Source organism: Planctomicrobium limosum (assembly GCF_051465645.1).
Taxonomy (GTDB): domain Bacteria; phylum Planctomycetota; class Planctomycetia; order Planctomycetales; family Planctomycetaceae; genus Planctomicrobium.
Genome location: NZ_CP195790.1, coordinates 4,417,407 through 4,434,637 on the forward strand (window position 1 = coordinate 4,417,407; position 17,231 = coordinate 4,434,637).

Annotated in this window: 12 protein-coding genes; 8 read left to right on the forward strand and 4 right to left on the reverse strand. The window is 52.9% G+C overall.

Annotated elements, in window-relative coordinates:
- Window positions 1-267: 267 nt before the first annotated feature.
- The gene (locus tag SH527x_RS16800) at window positions 268-597 is read left to right on the forward strand and encodes a hypothetical protein (RefSeq protein WP_437191836.1); all 330 of its coding nucleotides are present in this window, start codon (window positions 268-270) and stop codon (window positions 595-597) included.
- A 136-nt stretch (window positions 598-733) separates the two neighbouring features.
- On the opposite strand, the gene SH527x_RS16805 is transcribed toward SH527x_RS16800, so the two are convergent.
- Window positions 734-1,765 carry a zinc-binding alcohol dehydrogenase family protein gene (locus SH527x_RS16805; protein ID WP_437191837.1) on the reverse strand — a complete coding sequence of 344 codons (1,032 nt, stop codon included), beginning with the start codon at window positions 1,763-1,765 and terminating at the stop codon, window positions 734-736.
- A 522-nt stretch (window positions 1,766-2,287) separates the two neighbouring features.
- On the opposite strand from SH527x_RS16805, the gene SH527x_RS16810 reads away from it, so the two are divergent.
- From SH527x_RS16810 to SH527x_RS16825, 4 genes are all read left to right on the forward strand, one after another.
- Window positions 2,288-2,974, forward strand: a complete 687-nt coding sequence (locus SH527x_RS16810) for an NAD(P)H-hydrate epimerase (RefSeq protein WP_437191838.1) — start codon at window positions 2,288-2,290, stop codon at window positions 2,972-2,974.
- 510 nt (window positions 2,975-3,484) lie between these two features.
- A complete protein-coding gene (locus SH527x_RS16815) occupies window positions 3,485-5,026 on the forward strand; it encodes a Do family serine endopeptidase (protein ID WP_437191839.1) in 1,542 nt (513 codons plus the stop codon).
- Between the two features lie 270 nt (window positions 5,027-5,296).
- Window positions 5,297-5,620, forward strand: coding sequence for a tetratricopeptide repeat protein (locus SH527x_RS16820; protein WP_437191840.1), 324 nt, complete (start codon window positions 5,297-5,299; stop codon window positions 5,618-5,620).
- A 138-nt stretch (window positions 5,621-5,758) separates the two neighbouring features.
- Window positions 5,759-6,469: a polyprenol monophosphomannose synthase gene (locus SH527x_RS16825; protein ID WP_437191841.1), complete on the forward strand. Its 711-nt coding sequence runs from the start codon at window positions 5,759-5,761 to the stop codon at window positions 6,467-6,469.
- 66 nt (window positions 6,470-6,535) lie between these two features.
- On the opposite strand, the gene SH527x_RS16830 is transcribed toward SH527x_RS16825, so the two are convergent.
- Window positions 6,536-7,600, reverse strand: coding sequence for a M14 family zinc carboxypeptidase (locus SH527x_RS16830; protein ID WP_437191842.1), 1,065 nt, complete (start codon window positions 7,598-7,600; stop codon window positions 6,536-6,538).
- A gap of 554 nt (window positions 7,601-8,154) precedes the next feature.
- Between SH527x_RS16830 and SH527x_RS16835 the strand changes: the two genes are divergently transcribed.
- The 3 genes from SH527x_RS16835 to SH527x_RS16845 all read left to right on the forward strand — a co-directional run bounded on the left by SH527x_RS16835 (window position 8,155) and on the right by SH527x_RS16845 (window position 14,557).
- Window positions 8,155-10,536, forward strand: coding sequence for a DUF1592 domain-containing protein (locus SH527x_RS16835; protein ID WP_437191843.1), 2,382 nt, complete (start codon window positions 8,155-8,157; stop codon window positions 10,534-10,536).
- Between the two features lie 58 nt (window positions 10,537-10,594).
- Window positions 10,595-11,914 (forward strand): DUF1552 domain-containing protein, encoded by a 1,320-nt coding sequence (locus SH527x_RS16840; RefSeq protein WP_437191844.1) that lies wholly within the window; start codon window positions 10,595-10,597, stop codon window positions 11,912-11,914.
- A 288-nt stretch (window positions 11,915-12,202) separates the two neighbouring features.
- A complete protein-coding gene (locus tag SH527x_RS16845) occupies window positions 12,203-14,557 on the forward strand; it encodes a hypothetical protein (protein WP_437191845.1) in 2,355 nt (784 codons plus the stop codon).
- Between the two features lie 69 nt (window positions 14,558-14,626).
- Here SH527x_RS16845 and SH527x_RS16850 read toward each other — a convergent pair whose 3' ends face one another.
- Together SH527x_RS16850 and SH527x_RS16855 are read right to left on the reverse strand one after the other, a co-directional pair.
- Complete coding sequence (locus tag SH527x_RS16850; protein ID WP_437191846.1) at window positions 14,627-15,040, reverse strand: rhodanese-like domain-containing protein; 414 nt, start codon at window positions 15,038-15,040, stop codon at window positions 14,627-14,629.
- A 67-nt stretch (window positions 15,041-15,107) separates the two neighbouring features.
- The gene (locus SH527x_RS16855) at window positions 15,108-17,033 is read right to left on the reverse strand and encodes a sigma 54-interacting transcriptional regulator (protein WP_437191847.1); all 1,926 of its coding nucleotides are present in this window, start codon (window positions 17,031-17,033) and stop codon (window positions 15,108-15,110) included.
- Between the last annotated feature and the right edge of the window lie 198 nt (window positions 17,034-17,231).

The window sequence follows — 17,231 nt, forward strand, 5'->3', positions numbered from 1 at the left end:
CTCATTACGAGGCAGTTTGCGATTCAGCCAGTTTTCTGTGAAAGATGACCCGGTCTGAATTTTGCGACGTCACTGTTTTGGGCAGTTTCCAGCAAACCGATTCAACATCGTCGGCAACTTCATCTGTGGTGTGCCTGTCGTGTTAGAGATGTCCAGGAGTGTCATTTTTGTTCATCGGAATGATGTGACAAACTGACGGGGACGTGTGTGGGACTTCGTCGCATTCAAGTTCTGCTTGTGACAACTCGTTGAAAATGGATTGACTTTATGTGTAAGGATGCTTTCGTTGGGGATTTGGTCGCATCACGTATTCGGTGGTACGATCTCCCTGCACTGCTTCTGCTACATCGCCCGACCCGCTGTCGAATGTGTAACCGCCGTTACTTCCTGTATCGGGGGGTAAACCGCCGGCAAAGCGCAGACGATCGGGCATCGTCCATGGCACGGACCTTTCTCCCGAAACTCGGCGACGCCTATCTCTGCATGGCGTTTTTGATTCTGATGGCGATCATCTTCTTCACGCCAGGAAACTTCGTCGATATTCCACAGAGAATGGCGAAGGCCTGGACTCAAAAGGCTGAGAACTCCCCGATGTAGATGTCTGTTGGAGTGCGTCTCAAGCTCCCTGCATTGACGCTCTGACTTGAGGAAGCTTGAGCCTGTTTCCTCTGAAGCGAATTACTGCGATCTGTTATCCAATGCACATGGACTTCGCATCGATCTCGCGAGGTCCTTAAGTGGGCGTCACATGGACGATCGCTTTGATTGCACCTGTTTGTGGTTGTGTGAACTTCTCGAATTGATCGGCAAGTTCGTCAAACGGGACATGGTGTGTCAGCCACGATTGTGTGTTGATCGTTCCATTTTCGATGAGCGAAATGATTCGCCGAAAATCATCTGGTAACGCGTTTCTGGACGCGAGCATCGAGACCTCTGCCCGATGCATCCATGCGTGTGGAAACGAGATTTCTCCTGTGGTGATTCCCACGTAAACAAGTCGCCCGGACTGTGCGACAAAGTGCAGCGATTGTGCCATGGAAATATTGCTTCCAGTGGCGTCGACGACCATTGCAAAGCGATCCCCATTCGTGATCCGGTTCATCTCGTCCCGTTCACTCCCGTCGCCCACAACGTGAATGGTATGCGCGACCTGATAGGTCTCTTTGCAGAAGGCCAGTCGCTTCTCATCCATGTCCATGACGGTGATCGTCGCACCGGCGATTCTGGTGAACTCCAGTACCGAGAGCCCAATCGGCCCGGCACCGATGATAAGGACATGCTCGCCTGCCTGTGGATTGCCGCGCTGCGTGGCATGGCATCCAATTGCAAGCGTTTCTACAAGTGCCAGTTGATCGTAGTTCAGTATTGGGGAGGGATGAAGTTTGTCTGCGCGAATGAGGAAGCGTTCGCACAATCCGCCATCAATCATGACACCAATGACGTTCAGGTGTTCGCAGCAGTTTGTGTGTCCGGTTCGACAGGCGTAGCAGGAACCGCAATTCATGTAGGGTTCGACACTGCAGCGGTCGCCAACTGCGACATTGGTGACGTTCGGACCAACGGCCAGCACTTCAACTCCCAGTTCGTGACCGGGAATGCGTGGGTAGCGATAGAAGGGCATTTTTCCGAGGTACCCTGCCAGGTCTGACCCGCAAATTCCCATGCGGTGGGTTCTGACTAAAACCTGTCCTGTCCCGGGGGCAGCAGGCTCGTCGATGTCGAGATATTCAAATCGTCGAGGCTCTTGAAGTCGAATCGCTTTCATGATTGCACGAGTCTGCTGAAGGAAGTGGATTTGGGTGTGTTGTGCGACGAGAATGATTCAAAGACGAGGCATTCCTGGCAGAATCGAGTCGTGGAATCAGCGGAACGTTAGGTCGATTGTGAATGTAATTCAGGGGCACTCAAGCATTGTATTAGAGAGTTCTCTGCCGATTCGGTTTCGCATAGATACTCTGTCGGAATCCAAGAGTAAAGAGGTGTTGATTTGTGCGGTCGGTCGTTGCTGCTTGGGCTTGAGCATTCTGGCGGGATTGAGAAGAGACTCTGCGGAACCTCAGATAAGGCTTTTCATTCACCTGAAAAGTCGGGAAAATGAACCGTTTGGGCTTCCGGTCGAAACTGAGTGTGCCCGGTCGATGTCGTGCTTGATTCTGCTCCATGAGCAAAACTCCATGAGCGGAATCGCGACTTGGGGGCGGGAGCGCGTTCTGTTGCGTGAGTTCGACTGCGTTTGAATTGGCATTTGTCGGCGACAATCTGGGCCGACAGGACCAGGAATACTGTCATGGACAATCATCTCGTGCTTTCAACAATGCAGCTGCGGTCCATTGATCAACTTGCGGTTGATGAGTTCGGAATTCCTTCAATCGTGCTGATGGAGAATGCTGGTCGAAGCTGTGCGGAGGCATTGTTAGAACTCGGAGTGTCACCGACTGGCCCGGTCTGTATCTGCTGCGGAAAAGGAAATAACGGAGGCGACGGGTTTGTGATGGCACGTCATCTCGCCATTCGTGACATTCCGGTCGAAGTGCTGGTGTTTCAGGACTCAAAGTTCTTCTCGCCTGATGCATTGACGAACTACCGGATTCTGTTGCATTCCGGGATTCCGGTTCATTTCCTGTCGCTGCCACAGGATTTGAAGACCTTGCGATCGCATTTCGCACGCGCGTCCTGGCTGGTCGATGCCTTGCTGGGAACGGGAGCATCAGGGGGCTTGAGAGTTCCCTACAATTTGATCGTTTCGGAGATCAATCGAACCAGTCGTCCTGTGCTGGCGGTTGATAGTCCAACGGGGCTGGACTGCAATTTAGGAAGCGTTGAGACCGTTGCCGTGCAGGCGACAGCGACCATTACGCTCGTTGCCAGAAAACATGGTTTCATGACTGAAACCGGAGTCTCCTGTTGTGGCAAAATTCTGGTCGGGGATATTGGCATCCCACCAACTTTGCTCGCTCGCGTTCATCCCGTTTAGCCGCATTTCAGAATGCTCTGGCGATCACCGTTGAGAACGGTTCGTCCACCCGTGCCACTACTCGCGTTCTTCTTTGAACAAGGAAAAGACTGAGTGCACCGCGCCGGAACCGCGATCGGCTTGCAGAAGACTCAGGCGAGGCGGCCAGCGGAATTCGCTGGCACTCATTGATGGTTGTGGAAACGTATTTCCTGACAACAGGTTGTTGCGTTCGCGGAAGTACCAGTGCGTGTTCTTCCGAGAATTCTTCAGAAAAATGTGTCCGAAGTTTTTCAGTCGCGGCAACGTTTCACTGTCGGTTGAGTTAACAACTTCAGTTTGCCGTTGAATTTCAGAGGATCAGTGAATGATCGGGCATGAAAGTGCCGTCTTAGAATGAATTTATAATCTGCGATTCAGCAGTGATTTGCCAGCTTTTTGAGTCACCGCGCAGGGCATGAAACAGGAGGTTCCTTGCCGGTTCACGGTTCAAAAATGCTCTCAGAAACAGAGAGAAATGGAGAATAAAAGATGAAAGCCAGAAATAATGTCGGATTGATGATGACTGCAATCGGCGGGATCTGCCTTGGGGCGGCGGCCGTCGGTGTTTCGCAACCTGTTACGACAGGAAATGTGCTGGCTCCTGCTCCTGCACGGGCTCCTGAAGACCTTTCAATCGCGTTTCGTGACGTCTCTCAACGAGTTCTTCCAGCCGTCGTGTCGATTACCGCAGAGGCGCGACCTGCCGCAGTGACCAAAGCACTCGATGGGCGAGGCTCAGGGTCCCCAGAAGAACAAATGCTGCGCCGCTTCTTTGGCGATGATCCACGGTTCGAACAATTCATGCAGCAGTCACCTGAAGGAGGGCGTCCTCGTCCGAAAATGCAGGGGACTGGCTCCGGTTTCATTGTTGATGCAGACGGTGTGATCCTGACGAACAGCCATGTTGTCGAAAACGCTGATCGCGTGAAGGTCAGGCTCCACGATGGCCGGGAACTTCAGGCAGAATCCTGGAACGTCGATCCACGTTCCGATATTGCGATCGTTCGAGTGAAATCGACTGATAAGCTGCCTGCATTGGTGCTGGGTGACAGCAACAAGATGCAGGTCGGAGACTGGGTACTGGCTCTTGGGAACCCATTTAATGTGGGAACGACAGTCACTTCCGGAATCATCAGTGCCACAGGTCGTGGACCAGGGATCAACGAACGGGAAGAGTACTTGCAGACAGATGCTGCAATCAATCCGGGTAACAGCGGCGGACCACTCGTAAACCTGTACGGTGAAGTGATCGGAATCAATACTGCGATCTCTTCGCGAAGTGGTGGCTACGACGGAATCGGCTTTGCGATTCCATCTGAAAACGTTCGCTGGGTCGCAGAACAATTGATTGCTCACGGAGAAGTCAAACGTTCTTACCTCGGAGTGAAACTGCAGGAACTGACAAATGACCTGCGAAGCCAGTTTGAAGTTCCGATCGGCAAGGGAGCATTGGTTGGCGACATCCTTCCAAACACACCGGCATCCAAAGCCAAGTTTGAAGCTGGTGACGTGATCGTCGAGTTCGATGGTCGCACAATCACCGACCGTGATTCGTTGATCGGGAATGTTGAGCGATCGGCTCCAAACAAGTCCTACAACGCCAAGGTGATTCGTGGTGGAAAAGAAGTGACCGTTGCAGTGCAACTGGAAGCAATGCCATCGGACTACACGGCAGCGTTGCGTCGAGTGAATAACAACGGAGCGGCAACTTCCCCGGCGAAACCAGCAAACGAAGACGTTGCAAAGTTGGGAGTTCAGGTTTTGGAACTCAACAGCGAGTTGACGACCCAGCTGGGATTGAAGGACGGGGCAGCCGGTGTCGTTGTGAAGAGTGTGACTGCTGGAGGACCTGCTGACGAAGCTGGCCTGAAGGCGGGCGACCTGATCGAGCGAGCCGGAACGAAAACGATTCAAAGCATGAACGACTTCCGGGATGCGGTAACCAGTGCCGATCTTGATCGAGGATTGCTCCTGCACATTAAACGTGGTGAGGAATCCGCTTTCGTCGTCGTGAAGAAGGACACAAATTGATCCTGAGTCAATGAGTGTGGGGCTCGAATCAATCTGTGCCATCCTGGCCAGCGTCGTGAGGTGTTTCTACTTCACGACGCTGGTTTTCTCTTTGGGAGAAGAGGGCTTTCCGCCCTGCTGAATAAATTGGACAGGTTTGACGTCGCTGATGGGTTTTGATTTCGCAGGATTGCAACCTTTAGCCGTAGTGATCTTTCCTCTATCATGAAGTCTCAAAATCAAAATTTTGTACTGCAATGACATTCGAATCTCGAACTGGAGTTCATCGCCATGGCGTCCCCTTCCGAAATGTATGATGCCGCGATTCTGCTGAAAAACTCCGGGAATCTGGAAGGGGCTGTCGAGAAACTCCAGGAGCTTGCAACAGAGCATCCGGAATTCGCCGACGCCCGATCCGCTCTGGCAGTTTTTTTGCAGCGCTTAGGCCGGTTTGAAGAAGCGATCGAACACGCCAAAAAGGTGTGCGAATTGCTTCCAAACGATCCATTTTCGTTCACTCAGTTGTCTGTGATTTATGTGAAGTGCGGAAAGATTCCCGAAGCGGAAGACGCAAAAGCACGAGCACATATGGTTCAGGCATCGGCGCAACGTTAGAGCAGGGCCAAGGTGGAGCAGCTTTGTCGACATGCGGAATCCGTTTCGCCGTCGATAAGGCTGAATACCGCGTGTCGGAAACGCCACTCGAATTCGAGAAGGGCTCTCGCTCACTGCCCAGGAAATTAGGCTGATTGCATGTCGGAAACACCACGCGTTCTTGTGACATTGTGTACTTACAACGAACGTGAAAATCTTCAACAGCTGATTCCCGACATCCATCGACTCGTTCCGAATGCGGATATTCTTGTCATCGACGATAATTCCCCGGATGGGACCGGACGGTACGTAGACGAACTGGCTGCAGACGACAAGCGGATTCGTGCAATTCATCGCCCAGGCAAGCTCGGGCTAGGGACCGCAACAACAGCCGGATTCAAGTATGGGATCGATCACGGCTACGATCTGCTGGTGAATCTCGACGCGGACTTCTCGCACCCTCCACGATTCATTCCGGCTCTCCTGGCGAAGTCCGAGGTCGCGGACGTCGTGATCGGGTCTCGATATGTCAAAGGGGGCGGTGTTGACGGGGCAGGGTTTTCTCGCCTGCTGATGAGCAAGTCGCTCAACGTCTATGCGCGTGCAGTCCTCGGGCTCACCACGCTCGATAACAGTGGCAGCTTCCGTTGCTACAACGTTTCTTTGCTGAAACAGGTTGACTGGTCCAATGCCCGGGCAACCGGATATGCGATTGAAGAAGAGATTCTCTTCCGGCTGAAAAAAGCAGGGGCGACCTTCACCGAGGTTCCCATCGTCTATGAAGAACGCCGCTTCGGGCACACGAAATTGCACTGGAAAGAAGCAGTTCAGGCCGGTTGGGTACTGATGAAGCTTCGCCTGAATGGCTAAGCTACTGGCGCTTGAGACTGGTTGAAAATCGACCGTTGTGACTTCAGCGCCACGCCTTCATTTCGATCACTTGGCAGAACGAGGTGGCGGCGGCAGTTCAATGAACCGTCCGTCGTCAGTTGAATTTGTTTTCTGCTTTGAAATGGATGTTGCCAGGAATTCCGGTGGCGGTGGCAACAGTTCGACTTCGCTTGTCCGATTTGACGTCGGAATCAACGGTGGTTTTTCCGGTGACGAATTGGTTGGAATGGTCGTTGTCGGCAAGACCGCTGATGTTGACCCGGGAGCGGTTGGCGTCGATTCCATCTGAGGATTTGCTGCCGGAGTCTCAGGCTTTGCTGTGATTTGCGAGCCGTTCGCAGGAGACTGCTCTTTAGCGATTTGGCCGACAGCAAGTCGCAGCAGTTCAGCGGGCTGGACCTGTCTTTGTCCGGAGGAGAGAACCACGGTCCCGACGGATGTTCTCATTTCCGTGCTGGCAAACTCTTCCAGTGACCCGGCTCTGTATGCGGAGTGGTATCCATCCTGAGCGATGTCTTTGGGAAGCATGGCCATTCCGGTTCGGGAGTGCCAAATGGAATTGAGCAGGAACAGCGGTTTGGATGCATTTCCAGACTGAACGTGAATCACTCGCACAGGTTTGAATTCCTGAAGGATACGAACCAGGTACTGTGTTTCTGGTTCGCTGGCAGGATGAGGGCCTGTGAGGCGATTTGGAGCTGTTGTGAAGTTTCGAGTCGGGAAGTTCCGGTCGAGTTCCACACCACGCGCGTTGGTGTGAACGTGCTCGAACATCCCGTCTGGATTTGGGGTTCTTACAAACAGCAATGTGACAGGTTCTGGCGGCGGAAATGTTTTGGCAAGTTGTGACGTCGCATCGAGCAGGTTGATGCTGGCAGGGTCGTTTCCGGACATGCTCCCGACGATGAGGACGTACTGATCTCCGGTCCCGAATCGGGCGACTTCAATTCCGCGTTGGCCTGCACTCTTCTGGCTGGACGCCCAAATCGACTGAGGATTTGTCGCGGAGCTTCCAAATGTGGTCGGCTGAGAAGGCTGCGCACAAGTCGTGCGCTGGGCGATAAGAAATGCCAGCAGCAGCAAACAGACGGTAGTGACCCGATGTTTCATCTGTGCTCTCTCTGCTCTTGAAAAAATCCCTGCTTCAAAGCGGAACTTTGGCCTGTCGAACGTCGCGAAGTCGCCGATTCTGAAAATTGATTTCAAAGAGATGAACATCACCGTTTCGACCGATTTCTGGTTGAGAGTCGAGCTTTTTGACAAGAGTTCCTGTTGTGACGGTCGTTTTCACGAACTTTTCTGAAGCTTGCCTCCGGGATGAAGGCAGGCAATTTTTATTTTGCCTGTTTGCGAAATGTGGAACGTCCCGCGAGTTGCTTTCCCTTACAGTTGTGTCGTTTGGGAAATTTTCAGTAAACGGCAGATGTGAGTGACGTGTTGTATATTCGCTAAAGCCCGCAGTTTATCCCATAGCTGCTTGCTGAAGTTCGGACCTGAAAATTGACTCAAAGGCCACAATGTACTACCATTAAACGGTTGACGATGTATTGAATTGTGCCCGCCTCGTCACGACCGCTTTGACTCTGAGTCGTCACCTGCTTGGAGGGAAGCACCCGCCGTCGTGGCCCCGCGTCGCGTCCGGCGACTGTATTGAGAGCCCTGCCATGAGACTCTTCGTTATCTCACCCTGCGCGTTTCTCAACTGGAAGTATCCAGTCCTGCTCACTTTGTTGAGTCTGGTTCCAGTTTTGAGTGGTTCGAGTCTTCTTGCTGATGACGTTGCAGCTGGTGCCAAGCTCTACCAGGAAAAATGCGCACGCTGTCATGGGGCGAATGGCGAAGGGACGGAGGATTATTCCACTCCGCTGATCGGGGATCGGTCGATTCTGGAACTGGCTCATGTGATCGCACAGACGATGCCAGAGGACACCGAGAAGAAGACCTCCGAGGAAGAGTCGCGACTCATCTCGGCGTTCATGCACGAAAAGTTCTATTCCATTCTGGCTCAGGAACGGAATCGCCCGGCAACTGTCGAATTGTCCCGTCTGACAGTGCGTCAGTATGAGAATACAGTGACTGACTTGATCGGGTCGTTTCGCTGGGGGGCAGGTGTTCCAAAAGAATTCGGTTTGAAGGCCGAGTACTACAACCTGCGATCCTTCAAGAAAGAAAAACTCGTCATTGAACGAGTTGATCCCGCTGTCAGTTTTCAGTTTGGCGAAACAAAGCCTGAAGGGTTCCCGACAGAACCGGACATGGAGAAACGCAAAGCTGACGACATTCATGACAACGCCGAGTTTTCCATCAAGTGGAACGGCAGCATTCTGATCCCAGAGACCGGTGACTATGAGTTCATAGTTGAATCTGAAAACGGAATCCGCCTGAATGTCAACAACTGGAAAACGCCGATCATCGATGCCTGGGTGCGATCGGGGAACGACACCGTCTATCGAAAAACTGTCAAACTGATTGGCGGACGCAGCTACCCATTGGGGCTGAATTTCTTCCGCTATAAAGAGAAATCCGCTTCGGTTGTGTTGAAATGGAAGCGGCCCGGTCACGTTGAAGAAGTGATTCCGCAGCGATTTCTGACTCCGCAGGGATCGCCAGAAATGTTCGTTCTGCAGACACCGTTTCCTCCAGACGATCGCAGTATTGGTTACGAACGTGGAAGTTCGATTTCCAAAGCGTGGCAGGATGCTGTGACGTTGTCTGCACTTGAAACGTCCCAGTACGTCATTGATCAATTGAATTCGCTCACTGGCATCAAGAGTGAGATGTCAGGCGAAGAGAAGACGACGAAGCAGGATGAGTTCTGCAAAAACTTTGTCGAACGGGCATTCCGCCGACCACTGACTGAAGAGGAAGTGGCAGCCTATGTCATTGCTCCACGAAAAGACGTTCCGCTCGAGACCGGAATCAAACGTGTTGTGTTGATGACACTGATGTCGCCACACGTGTTGTACCGGGAAATTGGAACATTCAACGACTTCTCGGTCGCGTCATGGCTGTCGTACTCGTTGTGGGATTCGATGCCTGATAAAGGGCTGCTGGAAGCCGCAAAGAAGAATGAGCTACATACTGAGGAACAGATTCGCCGTCAGGTCGACCGGATGGTTTCCGATGTTCGAGCCCGAGGCAAATTGCAGGAGTTCTATCGTCAGTGGTTGCAGCTGAATCACTTCCCGGAGATCGTAAAGAATCAGACTTCCTTCCCTGAGTTCAGCCCACAGTTGGTGAGCGATCTCAAGTCGTCTCTGGAAATGTCGATTGATGACATGCTGAAAGAGAAGGATGCAGATTTCCGTCAGTTACTCACTGATCGATCATTCTATGTGAACGGTCGTATGGCGAAATTCTATGGAGTCGATCTCCCGGAAAACTCGGACTTCCAGAAGGTCGATCTCTCCAGTCAGGGACGAGCCGGGGTTGTGACTCACCCGTTCATGCTCTCCGGCTTGGCGTACGATCAGGAAAGTTCGCCAATCCATCGTGGGGTGTTTGTCTCCCGTGGGTTGCTCGGACGTCGTTTGAAGGCTCCACCGGAAGCGGTCTCTCCGTTAGCTCCAGATCTTCATCAGGGGTTGTCGACACGAGAACGTGTGATTTTGCAGACAAGTCCAGGTGCGTGTCAGACATGTCACGTGATGATCAACGGGCTGGGATTTCCATTGGAGCACTTTGACGCTGCCGGTCGATATCGAGAATTGGAGAAGGAGAAGCCGGTCAACGCTGTCGGTTTGTACATCAATCGAGAAGGGAAGGAGATCTCCTTCACCGGATCGCAAGAACTGGCGACATTTTTGGCAGAATCGCCAGATGCCCATGAGGCATTCGCCGAGCAGTTGTTTACATTTACAATTAAGCAGCCGGTTCGAGCGTTTGGGCAGAACCGGCTACAAGAACTCGCTGAGAGTTTTGAGAAGAATCAGTTCAAGGTTCAACGGCTGTTGAAGGAAATCGTCGTAACGTCCGCATTGGGCGTTCAGGAACTGAGTAAATCGTCAACCGGTAACGCGGCACAGGTCAGTGCAACGGGGCCATAAACCCGGTCTTGCAGTAATCTTCGCAAGACTCAAACGGAACGAAATCACGAGGTCTGAAATGGTCCATTCAACAAATCGACGAGATTTTCTGAAGCAGTTTGGTCTGAGCGCTGCTGCGTTTCCGTTCATCTGCAATCTTCCAAGCCTGGGGTTTGCCAATTCTGCCGGACGGAAGCAGCGTCTGGTGATTATGTTCAGCCCGAACGGGGTTGTTCGGAAGAACTTCTGGCCAGATGAAGAAGGTGAACTGAAGGCCTTCAAAGAGATTCTGGCTCCGCTGGATGCATATAAAGCCAAAACCCTCGTCCTGAACGGGTTGAGCGACAAGATTCGCGGTGATGGTGATAACCACATGCGCGGGATGGGGTGTCTACTGACCGGGATCGAGTTGTTCCCAGGTAACATTCAGGGGGGATCTCATACTCCGGCTGGATGGGCGAGCGGGATTTCCATCGATCAAGAGATCAAGAACTTCTTGCAGAGCCGCGCCGAAACACAGACCCGTTTTGGTTCGCTGGAGTTCGGGGTCGTCGTTCCAGAGCGTGCCGACACCTGGACCCGAATGTGCTACTCAGGACCGAACAAGCCGATTACACCGGTCGACAATCCTTATCAGATGTTCCAGAAGCTGTACGGGAACGTCAAAGATCAGGAGAGCCTGAAGAGCGTTCTCGACATCGTTTCCAAAGACCTGAAACGTGTCGAATCACTCGTGAGCATCAACGATCGTCAGCTGCTGGAAGAGCATGCCTCATTTGTTCGACAGATGGAGCAGGAACTCGTCGCAGCCAGCAAGAGCCCGATCACACACGAGATTCCTCAGCTGGATCCAGGTGTGGTTGTCGCCAACGATAGTCTGCCTCAGCTCGCCAGGATGCAGATCGACTTGATGGTGAACAGCTTTACTGCTGACTTCGCTCGCGTGGCGACTTTGCAGTTCACCCATTCGGTCGGTCAGGCTCGAATGAAGTGGTTGAATATCGACGAGACGCACCACACCCTGTCTCACGAGCCGAACTCTAATGAGGACGCTCAGGACAAGCTGACCAAGATCTGCAAGTGGTACTGCGAGCAGCTGGTGTATCTGGTGAAGCGTCTCGATGAGACTCCAGAACCAGGTGGAAATGGATCCCTGCTGGACAACACCACGATCGTCTGGACCAACGAACTGGGAGAAGGAAACTCTCACACGCTGGAAAACATTCCGTTCGTGCTGGTGGGGAATGGGCTGGATTTCAAAATGGGACGGGCGCTGAAGTACAACCGTCTCGCCCACAACCGCTTGTTGTTGTCACTCGCACACGGCATGGGACATCACATCGAGACGTTCGGAAATCCGGACCACAGCAAAGGTGGACCACTGTCTGACCTGACGTAATAACACGCTACGGTCAATAATTTCGAGATCCACGTCCAATGGGCGTGGATCTTTTTTTGAATGCGGGTTTGCTCCGGAAAGGGTTTCTTACAGAAGATTTCCGTTCAACAGGGGCTGTTACCTGCGCAGCTTTTGTAATCGGAGAAATTTGCTTCCATTGCAAAATCGTCTGGAAATTCTGCTTGAGATGGCAAATGATGAAGACGATATCGACAACGTCTTTTCCCTGAAATTCTTGTGTTGGAGTTTGTTGCTTAGGGGAGTTGTCCCTGAATAGGCGGTCTGCTGATGTTGGATGGTCCCGGTGAACTGAGACGACGCCAAGTGCTCCTCAGGCGAATCACGTTCGTCTGCGGGATCGGCTTGTGTTTAATCGGACTCACAGTTCGTGCGGACGAAATCATCCTGAAGAACGGACTGTCGCTCCGAGGGACGGCACTCCAACTGGGGGGGATTACTCCCGGAACTTCTAAGCAGAATAATGCAGACCCGGTTCCTTCCACGCCGTTCTGGATGGTGGATGATGGAATGCGGCGGTACTTCTTCTTCCGTCGAAATCTGCAGTCAACAGAGCCAGTTGCCGACTTGGGCACCGTCGTTTCCTTTCAGATGAAGCAGGAAAAGAAGGGTCGGTCCGGGGGCTTTCCCACCATCGGTGCGATGAATAATGTTCAACCGTTCGATGAGTTCGGGCGACGCACAGTGATGATGCCCACGCAGAAAGGGATGGTTCCTGTGATTCAGGCGATCACAGAGATTCGCCCGGATTACTGCACCATTGAGAGCCTCACTCACCAGTGGGATTATAACGTTGATACGCGGACGATCCCCGACCATGTGTTGCGATCGATTATCGAAAAGAGTTCGAACCGGGAAGATCCGGCAGAGCGGAAGGCGGCCGTTCAATTCTATGTGCAGGCTCAGTTGTATGAGCAGGCGCAAACCGAACTTCAGCAGATCACACAGCGTTTTCCTGATCTCAAAGATTGGTGCGAAGAGTACCAACGGCGGCTGGATGAACTGATTGCTCGTCGGGCGATGAATGAAATCGAACGGCGGCAACAGGCCGGCCAGCACAATCTCGCCATGTTCTTTGCGAAGCAGGTTCCATCTGAACGTGTGAGCGCGGATATCTCCCGGCGAGCCGAAGACGTCTTGAGTGAGTACGAGCAGGCCCTTGCTGATCGTGATAAAATCATCATGCTGCTCGATCTCCTGCAGGCGGATCTGCCGTTGGAGCAAGCTCAGCGGCTCACAAGTATTCGAGCCACGGTTCAAAGTGAGTTACGTTTCGAATTGATGAACCGGCTGGAACCGTTTCTACGGGCATCTGACGATCAGACGATGCCAGCGGCGGAGAAACTGGCACTTGCCTATTCCGGCTGGTTACTTGGGGATGCCCATGCGGTCGTGAATCTGGATGAAACGATTCGTCTATGGGACGCGCGTTTCCAGATACTTGAATACCTGCGAAACGAGAACGATCCGGTTCGGGATGGCGAGATTCTGGCGACACTTGCTGATATGGAATCGATGAGTGTCGAGCGTGCTGCGCTCATGCTGCCAAATCTCCCGTTGCCATATGATGTCACCATTCCCGAACCCGGCCAGATTGCTGAGTTTGAATTCCCGTTATCGTCACCTGAGATGACGGGGAGATATTCCTTGATTCTTCCCCCGGAATACGATCCTGCGCACCGCTATCCTCTTCTGGTCGTGCTTCGTGGTGGAGGCATCAGCTATGCAAGTACGGCCCAAATCTGGGCGGGAACAGCAGAGAATCCAGGTTGGGCTCAGCGTCGCGGGTACATTGTTATTGCTCCGCACTATTGCGACGAGTCTGCTCGACAGTATCAGTTCAGTGCATCAGAGCACGACATCGTTTATCAGTCGATCAATCATGTTCGCAAACGGTTTCGGGTTGATTCTGATCGCATCTTTGTCGCCGGGCATGGAAACGGTGCAGACGCCTGTGTCGATATTGCGATGTCGCGTCCGGGGATGTTTGCTGGTGCGATTCCGATTGGCGCCAGTTGCGGTCCTTTTGCGCGAGTCTATTGGGATAACTCTGCGAACATGGCCTGGTATTTCATCGCCGGAGAGAAAGACAGATTTTTGCTTGAGCAGAACTCAGCGGTTCTCAATAACATGCTGCGACATGGACAAAATGTCGTTTATTGCGAGTATAAGAATCGCGGCTTTGAGATGTTCAATGAAGAACAGGAACGGATCTTCGACTGGATGCGTTCTCAGCGTCGAGCCTCATTGAAAGACGCGACGAAGTGGGAAGCAGGCGTACTCCGCAAGACGGACCGCTGGTTTTATTGGATGGAAGTCAGTGCGATTTCCGACCAGTTCTTCCCGCCAGTCATTCTTGAAGGGCCGGCAGCGAATGTCCGGCGGCAACGTCGCTATGAGGGAGCCATTGCTCCGGGTGGGGCAGTGAATATCAAGCATTCCGGCAGCAAAACATCGGTCTGGCTCGCACCTGAATTCTTTGACTTCACAAAGAAATGTCAGGTGCGGATTAACCAGAAGATTCTACACAACGATTTCATAAAGCCGACTTATGAAGCGATGCTGTCCGACGTGCGCCGTCGTGGCGATCGAGAGCAATTGTTCTGGGCCCGACTTGATCTTTGATGATCAACTCTCAGTTTGCGAACAAGTGAGCGATTCGCAACTCCCGTTTTTTCGGCTTGATGCGAGGTTTTATGGGGTTGGTTCGGCCTTTGTGAAGCCAGCCTGAATCATCTCTTTGTAACCCGGCTTCAGATTGCGGACTTGGTAGCCCAGTTCTTCCAGTTGAGCCCCGGCGGTCATGGCACGAATGCCTTTGACGCAGTGTGTGTAGATGATTGTGTCTTTGGGGAGACGCTTTGTGATCTCTTCTTTGGTCATGCCGCTTTGCATCTCGATCAGTGGCAGAAGGATCGCCCCGTCGATGTGACCTGCGTCCCATTCCCCCTTTTCGCGGACATCGACCAGCACCGCTTTTTTCTCTGCAATGTTTTTCTTGACTGTCTCAAGGGAATCGTCTGTCCAAGGAGCTTCGGCGAAGCAGATGGAGCCGAAAAATACCCCGACAATTACGGACAGGAGTGTTGCTGTTCGTAATGTGTTCATGTGAGCGCCTGAGCAATTTGATCGCAGTTGAAGTTCGCTCGAATTAGCGAGCATCGTCCAGAGATGGCTACGGCTTCACGTCGTCGACTTCCATCCCCAACTGCCGCATTTTACGGTAAAGATTGGATCGGTGAAGCCCCAGAAATTCTGCGGCGTCACTCATGTTCCCCTGCATCCGTTTGACAGCACGCTTGATGTATTCGCTCTGGAAACTGTTTGTTGCTTCCGCCAGGCCGATTCCTTCTGCCAGGTCATCGAAATCACTGCGTTTCGGACTGAGAATAAATGCAAGGTCGTCCACCTCAACGCGCGTTCCCTGAGCGAGAAACGCAATCCGTTCCATCAGGTTGCGGAGTTCGCGGACGTTCCCCGGCCACTGGTGCATTTGCAGACGCTTCTCTGCATCAGGCGAGAATGCCAGATGTTTGCGCTTGGCATCACGACAGAAGCGATCGAGAAAGAACCTCGCCAGCGGAACAATGTCTTCCGGGCGTTCGCGGAGTGGTGGCAGTTCGAGAGTGACAACGCTCAATCGGAAGTACAGGTCCTGACGGAATTTTTTGTCACGTACCATGTCTGCGAGGTTCGCATTCGTAGCGGCGACAACGCGGACGTTGACTGGAATCTGCTGAACACCGCCGACTCTGGTGACGACTTTCTGTTCGAGCACACGCAGAAGTTTTGCCTGTCCGCCGAGCGTCATGTCTCCGATTTCGTCAAGAAACAGGGTGCCTCCTTCGGCCAGTTCAAACTTTCCGATGTGCATGGCATGGGCATCGGTAAATGCCCCTTTTTCATGCCCGAAGAGTTCGCTTTCCAGCAGTGACTCTGTCAGTGCAGCACAGTTGACGGCGACAAACGGGCGGGATGCACGAGATCCCTGATGGTGCAGGGCAGTGGCAGCGACTTCTTTCCCTGTTCCGCTTTCGCCGAGAATCAGGACTGGCAGATCTGTTGTGGCGAGTCTGTCAATCGTGCTGCGGAGCGCAATGACAGCCGGGCTTTCGCCGATGATGTTGACCCGGTTTTTAACTTGCTCGGTCAGTTGGGTATTGTTGCGGACCAGATTTTCAAGTTCGCGAGTATTGGTGATCGCAGTGGCGACTGCGACTCCAAAGTCTTCAAGAGCGATCAGGTCTTCAGTGGTGAAATCGCCGTTGAGCTTGTTGATCAGCTCGAATGCCCCCAAGCAATCGTCGTTCGCATCGAACAGCGGAACGCACAGCAGGTTTCGAGTCGTGTACCCAGACTTCTTGTCGACTCCCTGATCGAAGCGAGGATCGGAATAGGCCTGATCCACGATGACAGGTTTGCGTGAGTGAATGACGTCTCCGACAATCCCTTTATTGTCTGGCAGGAACAGGCGGCCTCCTTCAACTCCCAGTGCTGGGCAGGCAACGAGTTGTCGCTGTTCACGATCCCAGATGAAAATACTGGCGCGGTCCGCACCCAAAAGTCGCGAAGCGTCGGTCGCGATCTGTTCGAGCAGGCGTTGTGTTTCCGTTTCGCCAGCAAACGATCGTGCAAGACGCATCGTGGCTCGGAGCTGATCGACCCGACGGACCGAGGAATTCAAAACGGCAAGTTGATCCAGTCGTCGGCCCAAAACCCGGGCAACCGCAAGTGCTTCCGATAATTGCTCTTGAGACAGTCGAGGCCCGGAAAGCAAAAGAGCGTGTTGCTCTTTAGAGGCTGTTGGAGAGAGGATCACATTCCCGTTCGGTCCGCTCTTGGAAAAGAGCGCCGAATCCCGATCAATTGCAGAAACGAGTTGCGAGATCGGTAACGGCCCGTCCCATTCGCCTCTGCTGGCGACAGTCTGCCATCCCTGGCTGTGACGGCTGGCAAGCTGGCAATTGGGAACTCCGAATTCTGCTGCAACGTCGACCACGATTGACGTGAGGTCACCAGACTGCAGAATTCGGTCACAAAGCCGGATCAGTGTGGAAGTTGGAGAAGACCGCTGCATCCACGGGACTTCGTTCCAGGACATCCACCGCGACTCTTCCATTGCACTACCTGACTTAGATGACAGAGGTCAATCAATCGCCACCAGGAACGTTTGCAGTCGGAGAGTGCTCGCTGGAGACGAGCTCTTTGAAGAACTGAAACGCTCTAACTTTGATGGCGCACGCCTTGGGCGTTATTCTCGATCTGTCAGGCCGTGCCGTCAAGGAGACGACAGTGGTTT